Origin of the sequence: Microbacterium sp. VKM Ac-2923, assembly GCF_022815605.1 — a bacterium.
Taxonomy (GTDB): Bacteria; Actinomycetota; Actinomycetes; order Actinomycetales; family Microbacteriaceae; genus Microbacterium.
The window spans coordinates 166854-191308 of record NZ_JALGRP010000004.1; the positions used below are offsets into that span (position 1 = coordinate 166854).

27 protein-coding genes and 1 tRNA gene are annotated in these 24455 nt (G+C 67.5%); 11 read left to right on the top strand and 17 right to left on the bottom strand.

What is annotated here, in order from left to right:
• Positions 1–52: 52 nt before the first annotated feature.
• Positions 53–724, top strand: coding sequence for a zinc ABC transporter ATP-binding protein AztA (aztA, locus tag MT347_RS08615; protein WP_243500118.1), 672 nt, complete (start codon positions 53–55; stop codon positions 722–724).
• Here the strand turns inward: aztA and MT347_RS08620 are convergent.
• Entirely contained in the window at positions 696–1124 is a 429-nt protein-coding gene (locus MT347_RS08620; RefSeq protein ID WP_243500120.1) for a MarR family winged helix-turn-helix transcriptional regulator, read from the bottom strand. The genes aztA and MT347_RS08620 overlap by 29 nt on opposite strands.
• An 86-nt stretch (positions 1125–1210) precedes the next feature.
• Here MT347_RS08620 and MT347_RS08625 point away from each other — a divergent pair, with 86 nt between their 5' ends.
• Together MT347_RS08625 and MT347_RS08630 are read left to right on the top strand one after the other, a co-directional pair.
• The gene (locus MT347_RS08625) at positions 1211–1639 is read left to right on the top strand and encodes a hypothetical protein (protein WP_243500122.1); all 429 of its coding nucleotides are present in this window, start codon (positions 1211–1213) and stop codon (positions 1637–1639) included.
• A gap of 83 nt (positions 1640–1722) precedes the next feature.
• Positions 1723–2070, top strand: coding sequence for a hypothetical protein (locus MT347_RS08630; protein WP_243500124.1), 348 nt, complete (start codon positions 1723–1725; stop codon positions 2068–2070).
• Positions 2071–2234: 164 nt separating this feature from the next.
• On the opposite strand, the gene MT347_RS08635 is transcribed toward MT347_RS08630, so the two are convergent.
• Positions 2235–3224, bottom strand: coding sequence for a hypothetical protein (locus tag MT347_RS08635; protein ID WP_243500126.1), 990 nt, complete (start codon positions 3222–3224; stop codon positions 2235–2237).
• Positions 3225–3985: 761 nt separating this feature from the next.
• Here MT347_RS08635 and MT347_RS08640 point away from each other — a divergent pair.
• On the top strand, positions 3986–4189 hold the full coding sequence (locus MT347_RS08640; protein WP_243500128.1) for a hypothetical protein: 204 nt from the start codon (positions 3986–3988) through the stop codon (positions 4187–4189).
• A gap of 478 nt (positions 4190–4667) precedes the next feature.
• On the opposite strand, the gene MT347_RS08645 is transcribed toward MT347_RS08640, so the two are convergent.
• From MT347_RS08645 to MT347_RS08655, 3 genes are all read right to left on the bottom strand, one after another.
• Positions 4668–5654 (bottom strand): HNH endonuclease, encoded by a 987-nt coding sequence (locus MT347_RS08645; RefSeq protein WP_243500130.1) that lies wholly within the window; start codon positions 5652–5654, stop codon positions 4668–4670.
• A gap of 227 nt (positions 5655–5881) precedes the next feature.
• A tRNA-Tyr gene (locus MT347_RS08650) sits at positions 5882–5966 on the bottom strand.
• Positions 5967–6061: 95 nt separating this feature from the next.
• A complete protein-coding gene (locus MT347_RS08655) occupies positions 6062–6562 on the bottom strand; it encodes an FBP domain-containing protein (RefSeq protein WP_243500484.1) in 501 nt (166 codons plus the stop codon).
• 88 nt (positions 6563–6650) lie between these two features.
• Here MT347_RS08655 and MT347_RS08660 point away from each other — a divergent pair, with 88 nt between their 5' ends.
• Genes MT347_RS08660 through MT347_RS08670 form a run of 3 tightly spaced genes read left to right on the top strand, consistent with a single transcriptional unit; the run spans position 6651 to position 7934 of the window.
• Positions 6651–7139 carry a YajQ family cyclic di-GMP-binding protein gene (locus MT347_RS08660; protein WP_243500132.1) on the top strand — a complete coding sequence of 163 codons (489 nt, stop codon included), beginning with the start codon at positions 6651–6653 and terminating at the stop codon, positions 7137–7139.
• 19 nt (positions 7140–7158) lie between these two features.
• Positions 7159–7800 carry a dihydrofolate reductase family protein gene (locus MT347_RS08665; protein ID WP_243500134.1) on the top strand — a complete coding sequence of 214 codons (642 nt, stop codon included), beginning with the start codon at positions 7159–7161 and terminating at the stop codon, positions 7798–7800.
• Entirely contained in the window at positions 7797–7934 is a 138-nt protein-coding gene (locus MT347_RS08670) for a hypothetical protein (protein WP_200936098.1), read from the top strand. Before MT347_RS08665 ends, MT347_RS08670 begins: the two co-directional genes overlap by 4 nt.
• A gap of 7 nt (positions 7935–7941) precedes the next feature.
• Here MT347_RS08670 and arr read toward each other — a convergent pair whose 3' ends face one another.
• The 3 genes from arr to MT347_RS08685 form a co-directional block, all read right to left on the bottom strand.
• Positions 7942–8349 (bottom strand): NAD(+)--rifampin ADP-ribosyltransferase, encoded by a 408-nt coding sequence (gene arr / locus MT347_RS08675; protein ID WP_243500137.1) that lies wholly within the window; start codon positions 8347–8349, stop codon positions 7942–7944.
• The gene (locus MT347_RS08680) at positions 8342–10063 is read right to left on the bottom strand and encodes an AMP-binding protein (RefSeq protein WP_243500139.1); all 1722 of its coding nucleotides are present in this window, start codon (positions 10061–10063) and stop codon (positions 8342–8344) included. Before MT347_RS08680 ends, arr begins: the two co-directional genes overlap by 8 nt.
• 88 nt (positions 10064–10151) lie before the next feature.
• On the bottom strand, positions 10152–10859 hold the full coding sequence (locus MT347_RS08685; protein WP_243500141.1) for a FadR/GntR family transcriptional regulator: 708 nt from the start codon (positions 10857–10859) through the stop codon (positions 10152–10154).
• A 150-nt stretch (positions 10860–11009) separates the two neighbouring features.
• Between MT347_RS08685 and MT347_RS08690 the strand changes: the two genes are divergently transcribed.
• The 4 genes from MT347_RS08690 (at position 11010) to MT347_RS08700 (ending at position 14752) form a co-directional block, all read left to right on the top strand.
• Complete coding sequence (locus MT347_RS08690) at positions 11010–12353, top strand: dicarboxylate/amino acid:cation symporter (RefSeq protein WP_243500143.1); 1344 nt, start codon at positions 11010–11012, stop codon at positions 12351–12353.
• Between the two features lie 134 nt (positions 12354–12487).
• Positions 12488–14023, top strand: a complete 1536-nt coding sequence (locus MT347_RS08695) for a YdiU family protein (RefSeq protein WP_243500145.1) — start codon at positions 12488–12490, stop codon at positions 14021–14023.
• Between the two features lie 48 nt (positions 14024–14071).
• The gene (locus MT347_RS18150; RefSeq protein ID WP_279391169.1) at positions 14072–14206 is read left to right on the top strand and encodes a hypothetical protein; all 135 of its coding nucleotides are present in this window, start codon (positions 14072–14074) and stop codon (positions 14204–14206) included.
• A 12-nt stretch (positions 14207–14218) separates the two neighbouring features.
• On the top strand, positions 14219–14752 hold the full coding sequence (locus tag MT347_RS08700; protein ID WP_279391198.1) for a DUF6518 family protein: 534 nt from the start codon (positions 14219–14221) through the stop codon (positions 14750–14752).
• Between the two features lie 55 nt (positions 14753–14807).
• On the opposite strand, the gene MT347_RS08705 is transcribed toward MT347_RS08700, so the two are convergent.
• The 9 genes from MT347_RS08705 to MT347_RS08745 all read right to left on the bottom strand — a co-directional run bounded on the left by MT347_RS08705 (position 14808) and on the right by MT347_RS08745 (position 24373).
• Positions 14808–16076 carry an ABC transporter ATP-binding protein gene (locus MT347_RS08705; protein ID WP_243500150.1) on the bottom strand — a complete coding sequence of 423 codons (1269 nt, stop codon included), beginning with the start codon at positions 16074–16076 and terminating at the stop codon, positions 14808–14810.
• An 11-nt stretch (positions 16077–16087) separates the two neighbouring features.
• Complete coding sequence (locus MT347_RS08710) at positions 16088–16936, bottom strand: carbohydrate ABC transporter permease (RefSeq protein WP_243500152.1); 849 nt, start codon at positions 16934–16936, stop codon at positions 16088–16090.
• Between the two features lie 55 nt (positions 16937–16991).
• The gene (locus MT347_RS08715) at positions 16992–17960 is read right to left on the bottom strand and encodes a carbohydrate ABC transporter permease (protein ID WP_243500154.1); all 969 of its coding nucleotides are present in this window, start codon (positions 17958–17960) and stop codon (positions 16992–16994) included.
• Complete coding sequence (locus tag MT347_RS08720) at positions 17957–19222, bottom strand: extracellular solute-binding protein (protein ID WP_243500156.1); 1266 nt, start codon at positions 19220–19222, stop codon at positions 17957–17959. Before MT347_RS08720 ends, MT347_RS08715 begins: the two co-directional genes overlap by 4 nt.
• 411 nt (positions 19223–19633) lie before the next feature.
• Positions 19634–20260: a hypothetical protein gene (locus tag MT347_RS08725; protein ID WP_243500159.1), complete on the bottom strand. Its 627-nt coding sequence runs from the start codon at positions 20258–20260 to the stop codon at positions 19634–19636.
• Positions 20261–20510: 250 nt separating this feature from the next.
• The gene (locus tag MT347_RS08730; RefSeq protein WP_243500161.1) at positions 20511–21884 is read right to left on the bottom strand and encodes an FAD-dependent oxidoreductase; all 1374 of its coding nucleotides are present in this window, start codon (positions 21882–21884) and stop codon (positions 20511–20513) included.
• A gap of 39 nt (positions 21885–21923) precedes the next feature.
• Complete coding sequence (locus tag MT347_RS08735; RefSeq protein WP_374206521.1) at positions 21924–22985, bottom strand: polyprenyl synthetase family protein; 1062 nt, start codon at positions 22983–22985, stop codon at positions 21924–21926.
• Positions 22986–23080: 95 nt separating this feature from the next.
• On the bottom strand, positions 23081–23800 hold the full coding sequence (locus tag MT347_RS08740; RefSeq protein ID WP_308194225.1) for a demethylmenaquinone methyltransferase: 720 nt from the start codon (positions 23798–23800) through the stop codon (positions 23081–23083).
• Positions 23801–23809: 9 nt separating this feature from the next.
• Positions 23810–24373, bottom strand: coding sequence for a DUF402 domain-containing protein (locus MT347_RS08745; protein WP_243500163.1), 564 nt, complete (start codon positions 24371–24373; stop codon positions 23810–23812).
• Positions 24374–24455 lie beyond the last annotated feature (82 nt).

Consider the following 24455-nt stretch of genomic DNA (forward strand, 5'->3'; position numbering starts at 1 on the left):
GCCCGACCGTATCGAGAATGAGAACGATTCTCAAACTCGTATGATGGATGCCATGCCTCCCTCCGCTGTCATCGCGCGCGCCCTCCGAGTCGACTTCGCCGGCGACGTCGCCCTCGACGGCGTCGACGTCGACATCCGTATCGGAGCGCTCACCGTCATCGTCGGCCCGAACGGCGCGGGCAAATCGACGTTGCTCGAAGTGCTCGCCGGCGCACGGGAACCATCCGCCGGAACAGTGAACGCTCGCGCACACTCCCGAGCGTTCGTGCCGCAACGCGCGGCCGTGTCGGAACACCTCCCGCTGACCGTGCGCGATCTGGTGTCCGTGGGGGCGTGGGGGCGCGTCGGACCGTGGCGCCGCCTCGGCTCAGCGGACCGCGCGGCGATCCAGACAGCGATGGAGCGCCTGGACATCGCACACCTGGCCGCGGTGCCGTTCGCCTCCCTCTCGGGGGGTCAGCGCCAGCGCGCACTCCTCGCGCAGGGGCTGGCTCGGCGGGCCGACATCCTTCTCCTCGACGAACCGACGACCGGACTCGACGCAAAGAGCGCGGAGCGCAACCGTGCGGCCATCGCTCACGAACGCGGTCGGGGAGCCACCGTCGTCTGCGTCAGCCACGACGACCGCCTCATCGGCGACGCCGACCAGCTGATCGAACTCGACGCGGGAAGGGTTCGCACCTCCCGTGATGGCGTCAGAGCCGCGCGCGCACCCGTTCCGTGACGCGCGCGAGCATCTCGGCGGCGTCGCGGGCGACCTCGGCGGGTTCGGAGTGCATGGCCGACTCGACCTCGCGGGGGAAGCGCCGCAGCGCCACCCACGGCTCGGAGTCCAGATCGACCTCGAGGTAGATGTGGTTCACGCGCCGGTCGTCCGCGTCGAGTTCGCGACGCAGGAGACCACGCCCGATCAGGCGATCGACGAGGGTCGTCACGCCGGCCGCGGTGACGCCGAGACGTCCCCGAAGATCCGACGGCCGTATGCCGGGTTGGTCGGCGATGTTCGACAACGCCGAGGCCTCGAGCTCGCTGACGCCCAGGTTCCTGCGAGCTTTCACGATGGCGTCGTGACGTGCGGCCACGTAGTCGTCGAGGGCTGTCATCAGCGCAGAGGGGAGCGACATGGCATCCACCTCCTCGACGTGGTCCGGCCGACCACTTCCCCCACCATAGTGAACGAATCGAATATTTCACGAAAATAATTAACTTCGTGAAATACGTGCTAGTTTACTTTTTAGCCGACCCCGACTCACGACTGAAGGAGATCACCATGGCCACGCTGTTCTACGGTTCCGACACTGCCCCCATCTCCTTCCCGGATCGCCTGATGGGCTATCTGAAAGTCATCGCATCCACCAAGCTGCGTCGCGGGGAGTCCTTCACCCTCACCTGGACGGGTGCGGACGGAGAAACCGGCCGATCGACCATCTGGCTCCAGCCGGCGATCCCCCTGCGTTTCGTCTTCGACTCCCCCGAGCCGGAGCAGCTCGTCGGCGAGTACCTGCGAGCATTGGCCGATCAGGCCAATGCCGCATCGGGTCTCGTCGTCGACGTCCGCACGTGGGAGACCGCCGAGCAGGCGTCCCACAGCCCGGTTCACGCCGCACGGGGCACGGGACGCGCGGTCCGCGCCGCCTGAGACCGGTTCCCCAGCTCCGATCCCTCCCCACCCGCCATAATGTGGGGACGCGTGATATTCACGCGCATGGATCGGGGAGAAGCGTGCCGGTACGACGCCTGCTGAATAAAGACCTGCTCGACGACTGGCTCGCGCAGTTCCGCACGCTCGGCTACCCGACCGGCAGTGAGATCCGCCTGCTCGATCAGGAGGACGAGTCCGACCCCGACGCGGGTTTGATCGTCGTCGACCTGAGCGGCGCGAAGACCGTCACCTACCTGCAGCCGATCACCGGCGGTGACGGCGCATGGAAAGCGACGATGGAAGCGCGCGATGCCACCATCGAGCTCAACGCCGTCGAACTGGTGAACCTGGGCAACGAGGTTAACGTGCTGGGTGCGCTCGTGGCGTTCCTCGAGACGAAATCGCGGGCGCTGCTGGCGGCGGGCTGAGCGAAAGCGTTGCAGGCGGCCGGCTGAGCAACGCACTGCGCCTGAGTAGAATCAATCGAAGGTAAAAGACTCGAGAAGTTGACCGTACCACTTTGGCAGTTTCTTGCTCAGTATGCGCGCTAAGGCGCGCGCCGCCGCGCGACAAAGAAGTAGAGGCGCGTGGATTAGGCGGCGGGCAATCCCTCTAACTGCCAAAACCAAATTTGCTCGGCCTCAATCTCACCATCTACCCAGCCACCGTTTCCGCCGGCATAGAGCGTTTTCCCTCCTCGGCCCCCGTATCTTACGAGGAGAGACATGTCAGCTTCGATCTCGGCAATCTGATGAGGGGTTAGGTTGCTGCTGATCGCGGCGCGCCAGGGCATATTCGGTCGAATGATGAGCACGGCCCCCAACGGGCGGTACAGGTTAGTGTTGTTCACTCGCAGCATTGACCACGGACTGTCTGCCCGCAGCCATCCGCCCCGGGCTTCGGAGTCCTCGAAGTCCCACGTTCGCACGCGCCAATCTATAAGCGTGGCGCGCGCGGTCCCGGGGTCTCTTGGAGCCAGGCTGGGTGCACCCTCATGCTTCTCAAATTCCGCAAAGAACCGACGCCGCTCTCCCGGGGACATAACTCGCAGATCAGCTCGGAACGCGAAATCCGCGCGCAACGCGAGACGAGCGAGGGTGTGAATAGTGGCAGCGCGCTGGCTGAGTGCGGCTTCATGGGCTGCCCCGGAACGCGGGTATGCCAGTGCCCCAAGGCCGGCTAGCCCGTCCATGAAGTCGACTGCCGCCGCAAGCGAATGCTCTTCCCCGACCACGAGCAACTTTCTCAGCGATTCATTGACCGAGCCGAGCAGCGGCGAAAACCCTTCGAAAGATTCCTCGAGACCGACAAAACCCGGAGTATGGAGCGCCCGATCGACTGCGCCGGCGCTGATCCCGTCCATCGCTGCATGCATGGCGGCGCTGAACATTTCGCACGCGGCGGTTTGTTCTTGCCGAATCCAGCTAGAACGATCGCGTCTGACAGCGGCGACTGCAGTGATGATAGCCGCCACAACGGCCGCGAGGGCAGCAAAAGCCGCCACGATCAGGGTCCACAACTCGAGAGGTCTGGGACTATCGGCGGCAGCCAGTTCGCCAGTAGCAAGAATTATCTGAACCACCTCGTGAGCATATTGGCGCCAGTGAGCGCGTCGCCACCGGTCTGGCCCCTCGTCCCGTCAGGTCGACTATCGGCGGCCAGGCGTTGCGCCGGAAACTCCCTGCTTGAACAGGACGACGAGACGGATCCGAACTCAGGCGTGATCGTCTTGAATCTCAGCGGCGCGAGAGCGGTCACCCACCCGCAGCCGATCAGCGGCGGCGCCGGCGCATGGGAGGCGACGATGGAAGCGCGCGACGCCACCATCGAGCTCAACGCCGTCGAACTCGTGAACCTGGGCGATGAGGTCAACGTGCTGAGCGTGACCCCGCGCTCGCCGACCTCATCGCCGCACGGCTCGACACCGACGCCACGATCAAGGTGGCGGAGGCCTCAACGTTGGGCTTCATCAGTGCGCTCTCGACGTCAGCCCGAAGCTCTTGGTCAGTCAGATGAAAGGTTCCAAAGCCAGTGATCGACTGCCCTGCCGTGTTGCCCTGCTCCACAACGCGGGAAGCATTGCGTGCCCAAACACGACGATCGCGGCAGGGGTGTCAGGATCGTCAAAAGCTCCAGGCGCTCCAGCACCGAGGATGGCGTGAGTCGGGTCCCCGGTTGTGAAAACGCGGACCGTCAACTGCGCGGGCTCGTCGGCCGTCACCGCGCCGAGGAAAGGACCGCTCCACGTCGGATTGACCGCGACGTCGCCTGGAAACCGGAATGCGCAGAGAACCGGCGGTTTGCCCGGCAGATCGTACGGGGTGTCGTGCGCGAGGTAGGCGGATGCTCGACGTTTTCGTAACGATTTCTCAGATCGAACTCGGCCAGGCCATCGCGCAACTCATCATCCTGCACGAGCTTCGGCCGCCGTCGACGAAACACACGAAAGCAGGCCCCCTTTGTCGACGATCGGATCGCGCCCTCAAGATCATCGACAATAGCCGCGAGCGCAAGCAGCCGCGCAAGCTGCATGGACGTCGCGGTTGAGACCCCCTGCTCCGACACCCCATGAAGTGGGGGGCCATCGGCGCAACCCACTAGGTTCTCGGCGACACGGAACAGAGACTGAAAGTTCGCATCAGGTCCGAAAGAGCCGACTCCTCTCACAGCAGCAGGATTGAGCAACCTGAGGAGATACAGCCAGGAGCTGGAGGAGTACACCGCAGCCCGCTCCTCTACGGTCGCGACTAACGTTGCGCGCAGCGATACGAGGTACTCGAACGCGGGCGCACCCTCAAGTGTGCTTCCATCCACCACGATGGGGAGCGACTCGAGCTACAGCCGCGTTGCCCATTCCAAGGCTGGCGCGAAGCACGCTCGGAAAGCTTCGTCGTAACGGGTGAAGGCGCGAGCTGTAATGCCATGCTCGTGCGGCGTTACTCCCCGCGGTGACGCCAACCCCCGATGTGTGGGGCCGCTTGCTGGAACTCGGAATGAGTCGCCATTCGCCATTTGTCGTTGTCACTTAGAGATTAACGGCGACGACTTTGTTCGACTTTGTGCGATTACAGCGCCAGCAGAGGGTTTGCAGGTTGGTCACCTCTGAAAGGCCTCCTCGTGATACCGGCACGATGTGATCAACTTCGAGCAGCAGGTTCGGTTCCGCGGCGACCGAGACCGAGCACGACTTGCACGCGTAGCCATCGCGGCGCTTGATGAACTCGCGGAGCTTCGCCGTCATCAGTGCGCGCTGCCCCGCAGCGCTCTTGCTGAACTTGATCTTCTGCGACAGCGCCTCTATCAGGGCGTCGATCGTGGGCGTGTTGAAGCTCAGCGATGTGCGCTGAGAGCTGTTCCCGCCCGCGCTGACGTACTCGAACCGGTACTCCGGGTATGGGATGCGTACCTCAGGCAGCTTCACGCCGACGTGGCTCATGAACTCGTCTTCGTAGTAGCGCAGGATGAACGGCGGCGGGTTGAACGACCCGACGATCTGGTTCTCGCGATGCTGCAGGTTCGCGACCGCATTCTCGAGCCGCGCGATGCCGTCGCCGAGACGCTCGACGTCGGCGAGCGTCTCCTCCGTGGGCTTGATTTCGAAGTACTTCATGACGTATTTCAGGGGGTCGGTGGCCGCGTTGCGGACGACCTGCAGCGAGCAGTTGTGCACGTTGGACGCTCCGAACTCAGCCACGTTCCGATCACGCCGGTAGCCGTGCCGACTCGTGTTTTCGTACGTGGCGAGGTGCGCATGCGAGCCAGTCGATGACGCCCCGATGTCGAACGATCCCCGAGCGCGCATCTCGGCGGTGTACCCAGCGATCGCGTTGTGCTCTGCGACCACCGCAGCGATCGCATCCTTGCGCGCGAGAAACTCGTCGCTGGAGAAGTAGCGGTTCTTGCGGATATGCCGGATGACGCGCGGCGCGACTGCGATCGCCCAGACGAGCAGCGCGATCGGCAGGACGATGTACCAGTACTGAATAGCTAGCACGATCACGAACACGAGCACGCCCGCGAGGATGAGATACGGCAACGGAACCCCCCAGTTCAGAACAGCCGTGTCGTCGCGCAATCTGTCGGCTGCGGTGACGACCCTTCGCCGCCCACGCGGCGGCACCCGAAAGGATACCTCGGGGCGCGCCCCCCATTCCACGCACGGCGCATGCAACGTCACCGCCCAACGACGAAGCTCCGGTCGATCGCAGCAGATCTGCGGTCAACCGGAGCTTTTCGAGGTGGTGGCGAGTGAGGGATTCGAACCCCCGAATGCAATGCAGTCTGATTTACAGTCAGATCCCTTTGGCCGCTTGGGTAACTCGCCAGATGCGCACCCGCCCGGCTTTCGCAGTCGACCAGAGGCGCGATAGACCACTCTACTATCCCGGAAGCGGTGCCTCAAACCACGGCGACGAACCGTCAGCGAGAGACTTCGGCAGTGTCCAAGACCCGCGCGACGAACTCCTCGGCGCGGCGCTTCGTCCCGTCGATCTTGCGGTCCACACTCGCGCGAATCTCGCTCGGCGCGAGAGGGGCGGCCAGGCGCACCGTCTCGTGGCATGACAGGTCGGCGCAGATGTAGGTGCCGACGGTGTCGCCGTGCTCGCCGGCCTCCCCGGCCTTGCGGGCGGTGAACAGTGACACCTGGTCGCCGGGCTGCATCGTGTGGCACAGGTTGCACATCGCCGAACGCGCGCGGGACTGACCGTCGGCTGCACGCACCACGACACCGGCGGGCTGACCCTCGTGCTCGGTGATCACGTACCCACGACCGCGAGTACGCGGATCACGCCATGCGAGGAAATCGAGGTGGTCCCAGTCCGCCAGCAGGAAGTCGTGCGGGAGGGTGAGGACACGCAGCTCGTCGGGGGTGGCGTTGACGAACGAGTCCCTGACCTCGTCTTCGGTGAGTGCTCGCATGGCATCCGATTCTACGAGCGCCGGTACCCACCCGGGCCATGCTCTGTCCAGGGCCTGCGCGCGCAGGGCGCGCGAATAGAATTGCGCCATGGCTGATTCTTCGTTCGACATCGTGTCCAAGATCGACCGGCAGGAAGCCGACAACGCCCTCAACCAGGCGCACAAAGAGGTCGAGCAGCGCTACGACTTCAAGGGCACCGACGCCTCGATCGCCTGGAGCGGCGAGTCCATCGTCATCAAGGCGAACTCCGAGGAGCGCGCGAACGCCGTCCTCGACGTCTTCCAGACCAAGCTCATCAAGCGCGGCATCTCGCTCAAGAGCCTCGAGACCGGTGAGCCCGTCGCCAGCGGCAAGGAATACCGCATCACCTCCACGCTGAAAGAGGGCATCTCGCAGGAGATCGCGAAGAAGGTCAACAAGATCATCCGCGACGACGGCCCCAAGGGCGTGAAGTCGCAGATCCAGGGTGACGAACTGCGCGTGCAGTCCAAGTCGCGCGACGACCTGCAAGAGGTGCAGCGCCTGCTCAAGGCCGCCGAACTCGACGTCGACCTGCAGTTCACCAACTACCGCTGAGCGACGGCGGGAGGATGCCATGGCTGTCCGCGTCGATCTGAACATCTCGCTCGACGGGGTCGCCATGCCCGCCGACCCCACACCCGAGAACCCGATGGGCGAGGATTGGGGTCGTCTCGTCGCGGATTACATGGCGACGAAGACGTTCCGCGAGCGCGTCTTCGGCGACACCTCCGGCGCCGGCACCACCGGCGTCGACGACCGGTACGCGGCGGAGTACTTCGAGAACGTCGGCGCCGAGGTCATGGGCGCCGCGATGTTCGGCCTGCACTCCTTCCCCGACGACCCTGACTGGCGCGGCTGGTGGGGCGACGAGCCGCCGTTCCAAGTTCCTGTCATCGTGCTCACCCATCGCGAGCGCGAGCCGATCGCCTTCTCCAACGGCACGCGCTTCGAGTTCTCGTCCGAGAGCATCGAGGACGCCGTCGCCCGAGCGCGCGACCTCGCGGGCGGCGCCGACGTCCGGGTGGGCGGCGGGCTGTCCACCGTCCGTTCCGCACTGGAAGTCGACCTCGTCGACCGGCTCCACGTCGCCATCAGGCCCGTCGTCCTCGGTCGCGGAGGCCGACTGTGGGACGACCTTCGCGGCCTCGACGAGCGCTTCACCGTCACGTCCGAAGTGGCGGAGAGCGGCGTCGTCCACGTCACGTTCGCGCGATGAGCCGACCGGTCGACCCGCTCGCCTGCCCGACGTGCGGTGACCCGCTGCGCTTCGAGATCCTCGACGACGAGCGTTTCCTCGTGGCGTGGTCGTGCGTGAACTGCGGACTGATCCGCACGACCGAGCCGGTCTGACCGGGCGTCAGTTGATGATCTCGGCGTTGTCGTTGCGCAACGTCGTGAGACGCTCCCGCCATGCGGCGAGCGCCTCCGGGGTCAGTCTCGTCCAGTCATCGCGCTCCGCGACGATGCGCAGAGGCTCCGCGCTGCGGAACGAGCGCGTGGGATTGCCGGGGAACTTCTTGTCGGTCACGTTCGGGTCGTTCTCGAACGCTCCGAGGGGTTCGACCTCGTAGACGCGCGGCGGTCCGTCGCCGGAGATGATCTCGGCCGCGAGTCCCGCCCCGTCGAGGAGTGCCGTGAAGTACACGTGGTTCATCACCACCTCGGGCCGGTAGTTCGAGCGGAACCCCGCAGTCAGCAAGTCGCCCACGCGCAGGTCGGCCCGCGTTCCGTGGAAGAACGGGCCGGGATCCAGCACGTCACCCATGGTGCGCCGCTCCGCCCTCGCCGCGCAGCGCGGCATCCGTCCACTCCACGCACGTGACCTCGCCGCGCGCGACGGCCTCTTCGCGCTGGCGCAGTTCGACGCGGCGGATCTTGCCCGAGATCGTCTTGGGAAGCTCGAAGAACTCCACGCGACGAACCCGCTGGTACGGCGCGAGGCGCTCGCGCGCGAACCGCAGGATGTCGAGCGCGATCTCATCGCCCGCCTCCCGTCCACCGGCCAGCACGATGTAGGCCTTGGGCACGGCCAGACGCAGGTCGTCGGGCGCGGGAACGACCGCCGCCTCGACCACCGCGGGGTGCTCGATGAGCACGCTCTCGAGCTCGAAGGGGCTGATCTTGTAGTCGGACGCCTTGAAGACGTCGTCGGTGCGGCCGATGTAGGTGATGCTCCCGGTCTCATCACGACGGGCGACGTCGCCGGTGTGGAAGAGCCCGTCGGCGAACGCCTCGGCGTTGCGAGCGGCGTCGCCGACGTAGCCGGTCATGAGGTTGAGCGGGCGATCGGTGAGGTCGAGGCAGATCTCACCTTCGTCGGCGAACTCCCCGGTGACGGGGTCGACGAGCACCACCGGACAGCCCGGGAGGGGTCGACCCATCGAGCCCGGAACGAGCGAAGCCCCGGGAGTGTTCGCCACGACCGCCGTCATCTCGGTCTGACCGTACCCGTCGCGGATGTCGAGGCCCCACGCACGCTGCACCGAGGCGATCACCTCGGGGTTCAGAGGCTCCCCCGCCGAGACGACCTCGCGAAGGGCTCCGCGCCGCCCGGTCAGATCGGCCTGGATCAGCATGCGCCACACCGTCGGGGGCGCACAGAACGTCGTCACCCGATCCGCCTCGAGCTCCGCCAGCAACCGCTCCGCCGAGAACCGCGAGTAGTTCAGCGCGAGCACGGTCGCCCCCGCGATCCACGGCGCGAAGAACAGACTCCACGCGTGCTTCGCCCACCCGGGCGAGCTGATGGCGAGGTGCACGTCGCCGGGCTGAAGCCCCAGCCAGTACATCGTGCTGAGGTGGCCCACCGGGTACGACGCGTGCGTGTGCTCCACGAGCTTGGGCTTCGACGTGGTGCCCGAGGTGAAATACAGGAGGAGGCGGTCGTCGGCGGTGGTTCCCGGATGCCGGGCGGGCTCGGCATCCACCTCGAAGGCGTCGTCGTAAGTCGCCCAGCCCGGGTGCTCTCCCCCCACGACGATCCGGCCGAGTCCCTCCGGCAGGTCGTCGAACTTGTCGGCATCCCCGGCGCCGACGATGACATGCCGGATCGCCGCCCGTTCGATGCGGTCACCGAGGTCGGTGGTACCGAGCGCGGTAGTGGTCGGGGCGATCACGCCGCCCAGCTTCATGATCGCGAGCATCGCCTCCCACAGCTCCACCTGGTTGGCGAGCATGAGCAGCACGGTCTCGCCGCGGCGCACACCCCGGGATGCCAGCCACACGGCGACTTGGTCGGAGCGACGTGCGAGCTCGTCGAAGGTGCGCTGGTGGTGGGTGCCGTCGTCGTCGACGACGATCAGCGCGGTCCCGTCGTTGCCGCGCGCCATCGGATCGAACCAGTCGATTGCCCAGTTGAACGGCCCCTCGAACCGCGGCCAGGTGACCCGTGCGGCCCGGTCGGGATCGGTGCGCGCGGCGAGGAGTTCGTCGCGCGCGGCCCGGTAGCGCTCGGTCGCGGTCGCGTCGGTGGGGATCATGGGGCTCCTTCGATCGCGTCCTACGCTAGACCTCCCCTCCGACAGCGGTTCGAGTTTCCCCGACGAGGGTGGCGCCCCTCGAGAACCGTCAGTCGCGAACGCGCTGCGCCAGGCCGGCGATCTCGTCGAGATGCACGCGCATGGCCGCCTCTGCGGCATCCGGATTCGCCGCCCGCAGGGCACGCAGGATACGGGCGTGTCCCTCGTGCGAGAGGCGACGACCGTCGACGGCGACGTGCGAGAACAGTCGGGCCTCGAGGGTCCACGACACCGTCAGCTCGCTCAGTGACGCGAGGAGCGGATTGCGCGTGGCCGCCGCAACGGCCGCATGGAAGGCGATGTCGAGCTGCACCGACCGCTCGCCCTCACGGACGGTGCTCGACTCAGCCACCACCGCGGCGAGCGCGTCGAGCTCGGCGGCGTCGATGCGCGTCGCGGCCAGACGGGCGATCTGCGGCTCGACGACGGTTCGGAACTCGGATGCCGCGGCGATCGTCGCCGAGTCATCATCGTCACGCCACGAGGCCAGGGCGGCGGAGATCGGAACGCGAGCGCTCACGCGCGTGCCACTCCCCTGTCGCCGTTCGACCAGACCGGCCGTCTGCAGTCGGAGGAGCGCCTCGCGCACGGCTGACCGGGAAACCACCAGCTGCTCGGCCAGCTCGCGCTCGGTGGCCAACCGGTCACCGGGCTTCAACACACCGGCCAGGATCAAGGCGCGTAGTCGCGCCACGATCTCTTCGTGCACCGAACCGCCGTGCCGCTCCAGCGGCGCGAGCGTCGCGTGATCGCTCATCGGGCCTCCCGCTTCCATCTTTCCAGGCGCGGCGGCGGCCCTCGATCCGATTGGTCAGACCGTAACGGGCTGGAAACACGCAAAACCGGTCGTTGAAACGCGCCCCCCGCACAATTGGACCGACCAAGGGACATCTGCGGAGGAGCGGTCATGACCAACCAAGACATCACGAACGGTGGTCGCGGTCTCGCGACGACCTGGCGGATCCTGCGCCACCCGGCGAGCCTGATCGCCCTCGCGGCGGTACTCGGCATCGTCTTCGGCCTCATCACCGGTGAGTGGGCGGCGAACCTGAAGTTCGTGGGCGACCTGTTCATCCGCCTCATCCAAATGGCGATCGTGCCTCTCGTGATGGCCTCGGTGATCGTGGCCACGGGCTCCATGACCGGGTCGGGGATGGGACGCCTCGCGGGACGCACCTTCGCGTGGATGATCGGCTTCTCGGTCGTCGCCGCGATCGTCGGCTGGGCGCTCGCGACCGTGGTGCGCCCCGGTGCGGGCATCGACTACTCCGGCGCGGTCGACCCCGCTCTGCAGGAGGCGGCGACGCCCGCCGGCTGGCAGGAGACCGTCCTGGGCTTCGTCTCGACGAACATCTTCAACGCGATGTCGACCGCGAGCATGCTGCCCATCATCGTCTTCTCGCTCCTGTTCGGCCTGGCCCTGAACGGCTACGTCCGCACGACGGGGAACAAACTCGTCGTCACCCTGCTCGACCAGCTGCAGCAGATCATCCTCGGCATGATCCGCCTGGTCATGCGCATCGCGCCGATCGGGGTGTTCTGCCTGCTGGCGGCGCTCGCCGGTGACGTGGGCTTCGCCGTGGTGACGACCGCACTGTCGTACCTGGGCGCCACGCTGGTGGGCGTTCTGATCGTCACCGCGTTGTTCGTCGTGGTGGTCAGCGTGCGCACCCGTCTCAACCCGGCCGCCCTCCCCGGCAAGCTCGCCGAGCAGACGGTCATCGCCGTCACGACGACGAGCTCGGCCGTCACCTTCCCCACCGTATTGAAGAACGCCGTCGAAAAGGTCGGGATCAGCCAGCGCGTGGCGAACTTCACGCTGTCGGTGGGCCTGACGATGGGGTCGTACGGCGCGGTACTGAACTACACGATCGTCATCCTCTTCCTCGCCCAGGCCGGGCGGGTGGAGTTGACTCCCGGGCAGATCATCCTCGGCATGGCACTGGCGATCATGCTGAACATGGGCACGATCACGGTTCCCGGCGGCTTCGCCGTCGCCGCGACCTTCCTCGCCACCTCGCTCGGGCTCCCGCTCGAGGCGGTCGGACTGCTCATCGCGGTCGACTGGTTCACCGGCATCTTCCGGACGTTCCTCAACGTCAACGGCGACACGATGGTCGCGATGCTCGTGGCGAACGGCACCGATGAGATCGATCGGGACGTCTACGCGGGACGCAAGAGCGTCACCGCCGCGGCGGTGGGAGACGACGAGCTCGCGGAGAAGTACGCGGCGGCCGACCGCGCCGACTGATCGCGCCGAGGTGAGGGAGGGTTCTCTCGCGCAGGGCCTCCCTCACCTCCGCGACCGCACGTCACACGGCGTCGAAAAGCGCCGTCCGACGTCACGGGCCCGCACCGAGATCGCGGACCGGCCATACTCCCCTCATGCTCTCCGCGCCCGATCAGGACGGCCCGCCCGGCCCGTGGGTGCCCCCGCACTCCGCCGTCGACGAGCACCCCACTGCTCTCCCCGCGCTGACCAGCGCGTGGGCTGATACATTCCCCGAGCTGTCGCGGTCCGCCCGACCACGATCGACGCCGGACCCGCGCCTTCTCGTGCTGAACGAGGGGGTCGCGCGGGACCTCGATCTCGACCCCCGGCTGCTGCGCACCGACGCCGGGCTCCGTTTTCTCACCGGCGAGCGCCGTGCGCCGGGTTCGCGGCCCGTCGCTCAGGTCTACGCGGGACACCAGTGGGGCGTTTTCCGACCGCTCCTCGGCGATGGTCGCGCCGCCCTCCTCGGCGAACGACGCGACAGAACCGGATCCCTCCGCGACGTCCACGCGAAAGGCATCGGGCCGACGTCGATGTCGCGCGTCGACGGGTTCGCCACCGTGGGTCCGATGCTCCGCGAATTCGTCATGGGTGAAGCGATGCACGCCCTCGGCATCCGGACGACCCGGGCGCTCGCGGTCGTCGCCACAGGCGCCCCCCGCCTGCTCGACGGGGAGGTGCTCCCGGGCGCCGTCCTGACCCGCGTCGCCTCGAGTCACGTCCGGTACGGATCGTTCGAGTACGCGTCATCCCGTGGCGACAGGTCTCTCCTGCTGCGTCTGGTCGATCACGTCACCCGCCGTCACTATCCGCACCTGATCGGAGACCCGGACCCCGCCCGTGCTCTGCTCGCCGCGATCGCCGCCGCCGCGGCCGATCAGACAGCGCGGTGGACGGGCGTCGGGTTCGTCCACGGAGTGCTCAGCACCGACAACGTGCTCGTCTCCGCCGAGACCATCGACTACGGTCCGTGCGCCTTCCTCGACGCCTACGATCCGGATGCCGTGTTCAGTTCGATCGACCACGACGGCAGATACGCGTACGGCCGCCAACCGGAGATCATGCGCTGGAACCTCGACCGCCTCGGGGAAGCGCTGTCGATCGCCCTCGCCGACGATCCCTCCCAGGGTCGATCGGTCGCCAAGGAGATTGTCTCGACGTTCGACGGGCTCTATGTGGACGCGTGGACCGAGGTGTTCCGCGAGAAACTGGGTCTCGGACCGGCGGTCCCGCCCTTGACAGTGCGCGCGCTTGGGGAAGATGTGCTGTCGATGCTCGCGGCCCATCGCCTCGACTTCACGCGCTTCTGGCGGCATCTGGTGACCGCGACCGGAGGTGATCCGTCCGTGATGCAGCACAGCCTCTCGGCACCGGCCGCGTCGGCGATCGGTGCCTGGACCCTTCGCTGGACCGCCCACGCACCGGATGCCGCGCGGATCGCGGCGACGAACCCGATCTACATCCCCCGCAACCACATCGTGGACGAGGCCCTGACGGCCGCCGTTCAGGGAGACCTGCGCCCGGTCGAGGACCTCGTCGAGGTGCTGCGGACCCCGTATCGAGAGCGCGAGACGCCCTTGGCCAGACGGCTCGCGTCGGCTCCCGCGGACGCCGAACGACCGTTCGTGACCTTCTGCGGCACGTGACCCGCGGCGATCGTCTCTATCCGGCCGCCGGCATCATCCCCGAGACGGATGCGACTCCCTCTCGAGGCGGACGCGGGGGCGAACCCGCCCGCCTACCGTGATGATATGCACCCCCGGCAGTGGTTCGTCCCCGCACTGATCGTCATCGCCGCGTCTCTCGTGCTCGGCGGCCTCACCAGTTGAGGGCAGACCTTCCTGCCGTCTGCGCTCACGTCGTTCGCCAACTCCGCCGGCGGGTGGACCATCTTGACCTTCGGGCTCATCTGGCTGGTGCGCCTGAAGCCCCTTCCCGCTGCCGTACTCGGGGCGGTGTCGTTCGTGCTGCTCATCGAGGGCTATCGCATCGTGTCGGGGTGGCGTGGATTCTTCTACGCCGAACCGTTCCAGGACACCTTCACGATCATCGGGGTGCTGGCGGGACCCATCGTGGGCCTGTCGGCCGCGTTCGTGCGCTCGGGGCCGGCGTCGTGGAAGCCCCTGGCGGCCGCTCCCGTCGCGGCCGTGCTGATCGGCGAGGGCGTGTACGGCCTCACGATCGTCGCCGCGACCACCAGCCCCGTCTACTGGGTCCTGCAGATCGTGCTCGGTATCGCGCTGGCGACCGCCGGCGCCCTGGCCGCGCGACCCCGTACCGCACCGATCGTGCTCGGGAGTCTTGCCACCGCCGGCGGATCGGCGGCCTTCATCGGGTTCTACGCGTGGCTGGGCCAGCTCGGTTCATCCGTCTGACGCGGCCGACCCCGCCCGACGGTGTCGAGAGCGGATCGAGGCCGCACGGGGTCCCTCAACGCGCCGCCGAAGACCCCTCGCGGTCGGCCCGCTCCTTTGCCCGCTCCAGGGCGCGCTTCCGCGCGAGACGGGCGTCCTCCTCGAGCTTCTCGGCCTTCGCCTCGTCGCGCGTGAGGTTCACGCCCGTCTCGGGGTCGAACAGGTGCAGCGAGTCCGGCGAGAACCACAGCCGCGAACGGTCCCCCGCGCGGATCGAGCTCATGGCATCCAGAGCCACGACTAGTTCGGTGCGCAGGCTCTCGCCGTCGAGGTCGCGGTCGAGTTCCGACAGCTTCTCCTTCACCGTGGGGTCGGTCTCGTACGGCACGTAGGCGTACAGCACCTCGCCGAGCCACTCCGTCATCTCGATGTCGAACTCGGCCGTGATGCCGCCGGTGAGGTCGCGCTCCGTGGCATCCGCGTCTTCGAACGCGTCGGGCCGGACACCCACGATGACGAGGTCGCGACCCTCGACGGCCGCGCGCAGCCGGTCGTCGAGCGGGACGTCGGCGATGGGCAGACGCAGCGTGTCGCCGTCCACGGTCCCACTGAGGAAGTTCATGGGCGGAGAGCCGATGAATCCGGCCACGAACAGATTGACCGGCTGATCGTAGAGCCCGCGGGGGCTCGCGACCTGCTGCAGCTCGCCGCGGCGCAGCACAGCGACCCGGTCGCCGAGGGTCATGGCCTCGGTCTGGTCGTGGGTGACGTAGACGGTGGTGATGCCGAGCGAGCGCTGCAGGCGTGCGATCTCGGTGCGCATCTGCCCGCGCAGCTTCGCGTCGAGGTTCGAGAGCGGCTCGTCGAACAGGAACGCACTGGCGTTCCGCACGATCGCGCGCCCCATCGCCACGCGCTGACGCTGGCCGCCGGAGAGGTTCGCGGGCTTGCGCTGGAGGTGCTCGTCGAGTTCGAGCAGCTTCGAGGCCCGGCGCACGCGCTCGTCGATCTCTTTGTCGCTGAGGTCGCTCGACTTCAGGCGCATCGGGAACGCGATGTTCTCGTACACCGTGAGGTGCGGATACAGCGCGTAGTTCTGGAAGACCATCGCCAGGTTCCGGTCCTTCGGCGCCTTGTCGTTGACCACCTCGTCGGCGATCCTCAGCTCACCGTCGGAGATGTCCTCGAGCCCGACGATCATGCGCAGCAGCGTCGACTTGCCGCAGCCCGAAGGGCCGACGAGGATCACGAACTCGCCGTCGGCGATGTCGAGGTCGACGCCCTGGACCGCGGTGAACCCGTCGTCGTAGGTCTTGACGATTCTGTTCAGGGTGATGGATGCCATGGTGTGAGTCCTTATCCCTTGACGGCGCCCTGCGTGAGGCCCGAGACGATACGACGTTGGAAGATGACGACGACGATGACGATGGGGATGGTCACCACGATGGCGGCGGCCGAGATGGCGCCGGTGGGCTCCTCGAACTGCGAGGCCCCGGTGAAGAACGACAGGGCCGCCGGCACCGGACGGGCGGCATCCGTCGAGGTCAACGAGATGCCGTAGACGAAGTCGTTCCAGGCGATGAAGAACGCGATGATCGCGGTGGTGAATACCCCGGGGGCCGCGAGGGGCACCACGGTCTTGCGGAAGGCCTCGAACGGCGTCGCCCCGTCCACCTGCGCGGCCTGCTCGAGTTCCCACGGGATCTGGCGGAAGAACGCCGCCAGGGTCCAGATCGAGATCGGCAGTGTGAGCGACAGGTACGGGATGATCAGCCCGAGCCAGGTGTCGTAGAGGCCCACCACGCGCCACAGGTTGAACAGCGGGGTGACGATCGAGACGATCGGGAACACCGACACCGCGAGCGCCGTCGTGAGGATGATGCGTTTGCCCGGGAAGTCGAGGCGGGCGATCGCGTAGGCGCACAGCGTCGCCAGCACCACCGCGATGAAGGTCGCGATGAGCGAGATACCGATCGAGTTGCGCAGCGCCGGCAGGAAGAGGTCCTGCGCGCTGCCGCCGGGGGCGAGGATCGTCGCGTAGTTGTCGAGCGTCCACTCCTGCGGGATGAGCGTTCCCGAGAAGAGCCCCGCCTGCGTCTTGAACGAGGTCATCAGGATCGAGAACACGGGGAACAGCGACCACACGAGCACGGCCGCGATGATCACGAGCCACATGATCCGCTGGGGCCAGGTCATTGCGCGCATCAGCTGCACACTCCTTCACACCGGATGCCGGTCCGCGATCCCGCGGGAACGCCCATCACGAGTTCTTTCCCGCCGACAGATCCACTTTGAATCCCTTGATGAAGATGCCCGCGATGATCAGCACGCTGAGGAACAGCAGCACCGAGATCGCCGAGCCGAGACCGATCTCCAGGCGCCCGATCGAGGTGTTGTAAGCGAGCAGTGACAGCGCCTCGGTGTTGTTGGCTCCCGCGGTCATGATGAAGATGTTGTCGAAGATGCGGAACGCCTCGAGCGTGCGGAAGAGCACGGCGACCATGATCGCGGCCTTCATGTTCGGGAGGATGACGCGGCGCAGCACCTCCCACGAGGTGGCGCCGTCGACCTTGGCCGCCTCCTCGAGGTCGCCGGGCACCTGCGCCAGACCCGACAGCAGCAGCAGGGAGATGAAGGGCGTGGTCTTCCACACCTCGCTGAGGATGATGACCGTGAGCGACGTGCCCTGATAGGCGAACCAGTTGAGGTTCTCGTCGAATCCGGGGATCCACGCCAGCCAGCTGTTGACGTATCCGCCGGAGTTGATGTCGAAGGCGTAGAAGAAAGCGAAGGCCGAGACGACGGTGATGATGCCGTAGGGCACGAGGATCGCCGTCCGGGCGAAGCCGCGGAGCTTCTTGATCGCGCGGTGCATCACCAGCGCGAACGCGAAGCCGATGATGAGCTCGAGCAGCACGGTCACGACGGTGATGAACAGCGTCACCCCCATCGACTGCCAGAACGCCGGGTCGCTGAGGATCACCGCGTAGTTGCGGAACCACACGAACGCCCGGTCGTCGGGGGCGGTCAGGCGCAGACTGAAGAGCGAGTCCCACAGCGCCTGCACGATCGGGTACAGAGTGACCAGCAGCATGATGCCGAAGGCGGGTCCGGCGAGCATCCAGCCCAGGCGGGCCTCGGCGCGCGCGCGGTCCGACCGGCGCTCCTTCTTCTTCGGAGCCGCTGCCTCTTCGCGCCGCGTGGCGCGCGTGACGGTCGTGTCGGTCACAGCAGTCGCTCCCCTCTGAGCACCGCGAGGATGAAGTCGGTCGAGGACGGCGGCGTCGAATCCGGGTTCACCGCGTTCGGTGGATGCCAGGTGCGCTGCAGTCCGATGGAGATCTCGTTGTAGTACGGCGTCTGCGGCCGCGGCGCCCCGAGCTGCAGCGACTCGGCGATGGTGTCGGCCATCGGGAACTTCTCGGTCACCTCGGCGTCGTCGTACGCGGCGAGGTTCGAGGGCGGATTGCCGTTGGTGACGAAGTACTGGGCCTGGTTCTCGGGGCTGACGATGCACGCCACCGCCTGCCAGGCGAGGTCGACGTTCTCGCTGTACGCACCGACGCCGAGGTTGATGCCGCCGACGGGAGGAGCGGCCGGGGTCCCGGCATCCACTCGGGGGTACACCGCCCACCCGAGGTCGTCGACGACCTCCGGGGCCGCACCCTGCATGGCGGGGTAGACGAAGGGCCAGTTGACCATGAACGAGCCGTCGTCGCCCTGGAAGAGATTCATGCTCGCGTTCTCGTCGGCCGTCGGGAGACCCGGACCACCCAGGCCCGACGAGCCGATGCGTCCGATGATGTCGGCCGCTTTCTTCCCGGCATCCGACTCCAGACCGAGCTGCATCTCGTCGGGACCCGCCTCCGGATCCTCGAGGATCTTGCCGCCCCCGGATGCCACGAGCGCGTTGATCCACACGGTGAGCGACTCGGCGAGCGCACCCTGCACGCCCAGCTGCTTGTTCTGATCCTGGGCCGCCTGCATGATCTGGTCCCACGTGACCGGCTGGGTCATGTCGAGGCCCGCCGCCTCGGCGACCGACTTGCGATACCAGAGCAGCTGCGTGTTGGCCCAGAAGGGCACGGTCACGAGCTCGCCGTTCCAGCTCGCCGACTGCACCGCACCCTGGACGATGCCGTCGGTGCTCTGCAGATCGGCGGGAACCGGTGCGAGGAACCCGGGCTCGGCGAGCTCGGGGATGAACGGCGGGTCGAGGCTCATGATGTCGAGCGACCGGTCGCTCGCGGCGAGACGCCGGGCGAGCTGTTCGCGCTGCGATGCCGCATCGCGCGGCAGCAGGGACGTCTCGATGCGGTACGCCCCGTTCGCCGCCTCGGTGCAGGATGCCGCGATCTCGGCCTGACCGCCGTCGTCGGGGTTGATGTACCAGGTGAGAGTGGGCACTCCATCACCCGCGGAGCAGGCGCCGAGCGTGCCCGCCAGGGCGAGCGCCGATGCTCCGGCCACGATCCGTCTCGCCGTTCGCATCCGGCCCCCTCGCCTCTGTGCGCGGGGCGTCGGTACCCGGCGTCGTGCTCACCATCCTGCCGACCGGCGTGGATTCGGGACTTCAGGCTTGCCCCCGGCGTTGGCGGGGTGGTAATCGCGCGGGCGGACAATCGCACCGCGTCGAGTTGCGATGCGCGGATGCAGGTTCGCCGAAGAAGGATCTCCCCCGCAGACCGAATCAGAAGGGACGCAGCGACTCAGCGCGCGGGGCCTGCAGAAACCGAGATCAGAAACCGAGCCCGGCCACGTCGACTTTCACGAACCAATTCCCGGGCACGGCTCATCGCCTGCTCCGGATCCGTGATCGGCCTCTCAAGGTAGTTCGGCTGCGGGGACGCAAGTCTTACTTTGCCCATGGCCGCCTCTCCGTTCCTCCAGGTGCTCACTACCCTAACTCGCCCCTCCCCCACCGCGCACGGCTTCCGCGAACAACACCCCGAGTGCCGCCGCAAAGAGGGCAAGTGTTGCCCCATGACGTTCCTCGAGCGCGTCGGCGACCGGCGCATCGACGGTGAGAAGTCCTAAACCGTCTTCCGACGATCGGATGGGTGCGGAAATGAACGTCTGATAGCCGTTGCCCGTCCCTTGCCACTCGTCAGGATCCACCTCCGAGAGATCGGGGACGCGAACAAAAGGCTTCGGTCCCTGAAGCACTTCGAACGCCTTGTCACCCCGCGGGGTCCCGCGCACGAACGCACTCGGACGGTCTTGCCTGCCACCCGGCTGGCCGGGCTCCATGACAGAGCCATCTTCACCGATGCGGAACACGACAACCCTTACCCCGGAGACGTCGCTGAACGCGTTCGCCAATTCCACGACCACCCGTTCGGCCGCCGACTTCGCCGTCCTCAGGCGCTCCGACCGAGGCTGGGAGGTGGTCGTCGCGGCGAGCTCGAGAAGAGGGCGGAGGGACTGCTCAAGCAGCAGCGCTCGAGCATCGGACGTTTCTTCATCCTCTTCTTCGCGGCGCTTCCACGCGGTTGCCGCCACAGGCACAACCGTGCCCACCATGAGCATCGGAACACTCAGCCAGGGCACGTTAAGCCCCACGAGCCCGCCCCCGGCGAGGAGGAGCCCAGACAAGACGAGGGCAAGAGATTCGAAGCGATTCGCTTGATAACCCAGCCAACGCCACGACCCGACGATGGGGTTCGTAGGAGGAGTCCTTGGCATCCGGAAAGCGTAGCCGCCCCATACCCCGCGCATTTGACGCCTGTGGGCGGTGAACCGCCCCATCGATCGGACGGGACGGTTCGAGGTCAGACAGTCACTCGCCGCGCGAGATCGCGATCATCTCGTCGCGAGGGACGACCTTGATGCGCGCCCGCTCGTGAGGGGCGCCGAGAGCCACTTCGTGCTCATCGAGGCGGTGCCAGCCGTCGAGGTCGGTCCAGCGCACGCCGCGCTCGGCGAGGAGGGCCGGAACGGCCTCTTCCTCGGGGTGCGCGGGACGCCACCACGCGCCCTGGTCGTTGATGACGTGGCGTACCGTCTCCATGGCATCCGACTTCGTGTGCCCGATGAGGCCGACGGGCCCGCGCTTGATCCACCCGGTCGCGTAGACGCCGGGAACACGCGAGTTCGAATCGGCCGAGAGCACCTGACCCTCGTGATTCGGGATGACGCCGTGCCGCTCGTCGAAGGGAACGTCTTTCAACGGCGAACCGAAGTAGCCGACCGCGCGGTAGATCGCCTGGATGGGGACCTCGCGGATCTCGCCGGTGCCGATGACGCCGCCCTCGGCGTCGGGCTTCGTGCGCTCGTAGCGGAAGGCGGCCACGCGACCCTCGTCGTCCTTCACGACCTCGAGCGGCTTCGCCCAGAAGTGCAGGTGCAGGCGGCGCGACGCTTCTCCGCCGGCGTTGTTCACGCCCGGGCGGGTGCGCCACTGCTGCAGCACGCGGTCGATGACCTTGACCTGCTTGTTCGTCTCGATCGCCGCCCGCGAGGCGTCGTCGTAGTCGAAGTCCTCGTCGTACACGACCATGTCGACGTCGCGCAGCTCACCGAGTTCGCGCAGCTCGAGCGGGGTGAACTTCACCTGCGCCGGGCCGCGGCGACCGAACACGTGCACGTCGGTGACCGGCGAGGCCGTCAGCCCCTGGTAGACGTTGTCGGGCACTTCGGTCGGCAGCAGGTCGTCGGCGTGCTTCGCGAGCATGCGCGTGATGTCGAGGGCGACGTTGCCGTTGCCGATGATCGCGACCGACTCGGCTTCCAGCGGCCACTCGCGCGGTACATCGGGGTGACCGTCGAACCAGCTGACGAAGTCGGCCGCGCCGTACGACCCGAGCGCGTCGATGCCGGGGATGTCGAGGTCGGCGTCGCGGATCGCGCCGGTCGAGAAGATGACGGCGTTGTAGTGCTGCTTGAGGTCGTCGAGGGTGATGTCCTCGCCGAAGCGCACGTTGCCGAACAGGCGGATATCGCCGCGGTCGAGAACTTCGCGCAGCGCCGTGACGACGCCCTTGATGCGCGGATGGTCGGGGGCCACGCCATAGCGGACCAGGCCGTAGGGCGCGGGCAGCTGCTCGAACAGGTCGATCGAGACGTCGAATTGACGCTCGGCCTTCAGCAGGATGTCCGCGGCGTAGATGCCGGCGGGGCCGGCTCCGACGATGGCGAGGCGCAGCTTCGTCATGGGGTCCTCTCGATCGCGATCGGGGGGGTGGAAAGGGGATCAGGCCGAGCGGTCGGCCACGGCGCGGGCGAAACGCGTCAGCGCCTCGCGCACGGCGCCGTCGGGTAGGGGCGCAAGGGCGTCGATCGCCTCTTGCGACCACTGGTGCGCAAGACGCAGAGTCTCGTGCGTGGTCTCGTGGTCGCGGAGCTCCGCGAGCGCCGCGTCGAGGATCGACGGGTCGGCGCCATCGGCGATGCGTTCCTGTCCCTCGTCGATGCGGGCACGGAGGTCGGCGGATGCTGCGTCGGAGCGGTGTCCGAGCAGCAGGTACGGCATGGTCGGCACCCCCGCACGCAGGTCGGTGCCGGGAACCTTGCCCGTCTCGGACGGGTCGGGCGACAGGTCGATGACATCGTCGAGCAGCTGGAAGGCGACTCCCGCCTTCTCACCGAAGACGACCATCGGCTGCTCGTACTCTTCGGGAGCGCCGGAGTAGATGACGCCCGACTGGGCGGCGGCGGCGATGAGGGAGCCGGTCTTGTCGGCGAGGACACGAAGGTAGTAGTCGACGGGCTCGTCGCCCTCTTGCGGGCCCACGGTCTCGTGCATCTGTCCGAGCACGAGCCGCTCGAACGTGTCGGCCTGCAGCTGGATCGCGCGTTCGCCACGGCGGGCCATGAGCTGGCTGGCGCGAGCGAACAGCAGATCGCCGGTGAGGATGGCGATGTTGTTGCCCCACACCGTCTGGGCGCTCGGCACCCCGCGGCGCTTGTCCGCTCCATCCATGACGTCGTCGTGATAGAGCGAGCCGAGGTGTGTGAGCTCCAGCGCGGTGGCGACTTCGACCACCTCGCGCGTCGTTCCCTGACCCAGCTGCGCGGTCAGGATCGCGAGCATCGGCCGCACCCGCTTGCCGCCGGCCTCGTAGAGATAGCGCGCGGTGACGTCAGCCAGCTTGTCGGCGCTTCGCACCTCGCCCTCGAGCTCGGCCTCGACGAGGGCGAGACCGGCCTCGACGGTGGAGAGAAGGGTGCGCGAACGGAGGCCTGCGAAGATGCGGTCGCTCAGGCCCATCTTGCCGGACAGGCGGGAGCCGGCCGCGGGCGGTCTCGGGGTCACTCTTTCAGCCTAGCCTGGCGCGCTGAGGGCCAGCCGCGGGTATCTCGACGCTTGACAGCGATCAGGCACGGCGGGAGCTGCCGCCGACGCCGGGATCAGTCGGCTGGACGGATGCCGCGATGAAGGGCCACGATGCCGAACGACAGGTTGCGGTACTCCACGTCATCCCATCCCGAGTCGCGCATCCAGCGGGCCAACGTCGGCTGGTCCGGCCAGTCGCGGATCGACTCGTTGAGATAGTCGTACGCGTCGGCATTGCTGCTCACGGCCTTGGCGACGATCGGCAGCACGCGGTCGTTGTAGAACCGATAAAGGCCGTTGAAGACGGGCGACGGCGGGTGCGAGAACTCGCACACGACGATGCGGCCGCCGGGGCGGGTTACGCGGCGCAGTTCGCGGAGCGCCCGGCGCGGGTCGTTGACGTTGCGCAGCCCGAACGACATCGTCACCGCGTCGAACTCGCCGTCGCGGAAGGGGAGGTCGGTGGCATCCGCCTGCACGAACTCGAGATTCGGCACGTCCCCGTGACGGCGACGCCCCTCGGCGATCATTCCGCGCGAGAAGTCGGCGGCGACCACGTGGGCCCCGCTCGGCACGAACGCCATCGACGAGGTGCCGGTGCCGGCGGCCAGGTCGAGGATCCGTTCGCCCTTCTTCGGCGCCACCGCCCGCAGCGTCGCGACGCGCCACAGCCGGTCGTTGCCGAGGCTGAGCACCGAGTTGGTGCGGTCGTAGGCGGCGGCGACCTGATCGAACATGCCGCTGACGCGCTGCGGGTCTTTGCCGAGGTCGGCGCGGTTGGGGTCGCTGCTCACTCGTCGAGTCTAGGCCGGGGTGACGGGGCGGTCGCCGGGGCTTGCGAGAGCCGCGAGGCGCTCGAGCCACGGACCGGTGACCGCGTCGCTGAAGGGCGCCTCGTATGCGCGCACCCGTCGCTCGAGGTCGGAGGCCGCGGCATCCAGGTGGTCGACGATGTCGAGCGGGTAGCCGTACCGGACGCGGTGGTCGTCCCATTCGTCGCGGTCATCGATCCACGTCCCGCGTCCGTCGGTGCGACGCACGACGTCGAGGTCCATGTCGATGCCGCGCGGCACGCCGTCATCGTGCCAGCGCACGTCCCAGGCGAGGTCGATGTAGACGGCGACCGGGTGCGGGTCGGCGTTGTGGGTGAAGGCCCAGTCGCCGCTCGCCGGGACCAGGGTGACGTTCGGCTGACGGCAGACGAACTCCGCCCCCGGGCGAGCGCTGCGCCATCCGACCTGCTGCCCGAACCAGTCGCCCCACTCGTCGGCGCCGAGGTAGACGCTGTCCTGCACCCAGTGCGGCGAGCCGTCCCATTTGCGCCACTCGAACAGCAGGCGGGTGCCGGGGGCGGGTCGGGGATCCATGTTCCGGAGTCTAAATCGCCCGCCGCGGCCCATGGTCGCGACCCGCCCCGCCCTCTGTCCGGACGCAGCCCGCCCGACGCGG

Coding starts and splice junctions, on each gene's coding strand:
- aztA (WP_243500118.1), top strand. CDS start 53: ATGCCTCCCTCCGCTGTCATCGCGCGCGCCCTCCGAGTCGACTTCGCC.
- MT347_RS08620 (WP_243500120.1), bottom strand. CDS start 1,124: ATGTCGCTCCCCTCTGCGCTGATGACAGCCCTCGACGACTACGTGGCC.
- MT347_RS08640 (WP_243500128.1), top strand. CDS start 3,986: ATGCTCGACGTTTTCGTAACGATTTCTCAGATCGAACTCGGCCAGGCC.
- MT347_RS08655 (WP_243500484.1), bottom strand. CDS start 6,562: ATGCGAGCACTCACCGAAGACGAGGTCAGGGACTCGTTCGTCAACGCC.
- MT347_RS08660 (WP_243500132.1), top strand. CDS start 6,651: ATGGCTGATTCTTCGTTCGACATCGTGTCCAAGATCGACCGGCAGGAA.
- MT347_RS08665 (WP_243500134.1), top strand. CDS start 7,159: ATGGCTGTCCGCGTCGATCTGAACATCTCGCTCGACGGGGTCGCCATG.
- MT347_RS08670 (WP_200936098.1), top strand. CDS start 7,797: ATGAGCCGACCGGTCGACCCGCTCGCCTGCCCGACGTGCGGTGACCCG.
- arr (WP_243500137.1), bottom strand. CDS start 8,349: ATGGGTGACGTGCTGGATCCCGGCCCGTTCTTCCACGGAACGCGGGCC.
- MT347_RS08680 (WP_243500139.1), bottom strand. CDS start 10,063: ATGATCCCCACCGACGCGACCGCGACCGAGCGCTACCGGGCCGCGCGC.
- MT347_RS08685 (WP_243500141.1), bottom strand. CDS start 10,859: ATGAGCGATCACGCGACGCTCGCGCCGCTGGAGCGGCACGGCGGTTCG.
- MT347_RS08690 (WP_243500143.1), top strand. CDS start 11,010: ATGACCAACCAAGACATCACGAACGGTGGTCGCGGTCTCGCGACGACC.
- MT347_RS08695 (WP_243500145.1), top strand. CDS start 12,488: ATGCTCTCCGCGCCCGATCAGGACGGCCCGCCCGGCCCGTGGGTGCCC.
- MT347_RS18150 (WP_279391169.1), top strand. CDS start 14,072: ATGCGACTCCCTCTCGAGGCGGACGCGGGGGCGAACCCGCCCGCCTAC.
- MT347_RS08705 (WP_243500150.1), bottom strand. CDS start 16,076: ATGGCATCCATCACCCTGAACAGAATCGTCAAGACCTACGACGACGGG.
- MT347_RS08710 (WP_243500152.1), bottom strand. CDS start 16,936: ATGCGCGCAATGACCTGGCCCCAGCGGATCATGTGGCTCGTGATCATC.
- MT347_RS08720 (WP_243500156.1), bottom strand. CDS start 19,222: ATGCGAACGGCGAGACGGATCGTGGCCGGAGCATCGGCGCTCGCCCTG.
- MT347_RS08725 (WP_243500159.1), bottom strand. CDS start 20,260: ATGCTCATGGTGGGCACGGTTGTGCCTGTGGCGGCAACCGCGTGGAAG.
- MT347_RS08730 (WP_243500161.1), bottom strand. CDS start 21,884: ATGACGAAGCTGCGCCTCGCCATCGTCGGAGCCGGCCCCGCCGGCATC.
- MT347_RS08745 (WP_243500163.1), bottom strand. CDS start 24,373: ATGGATCCCCGACCCGCCCCCGGCACCCGCCTGCTGTTCGAGTGGCGC.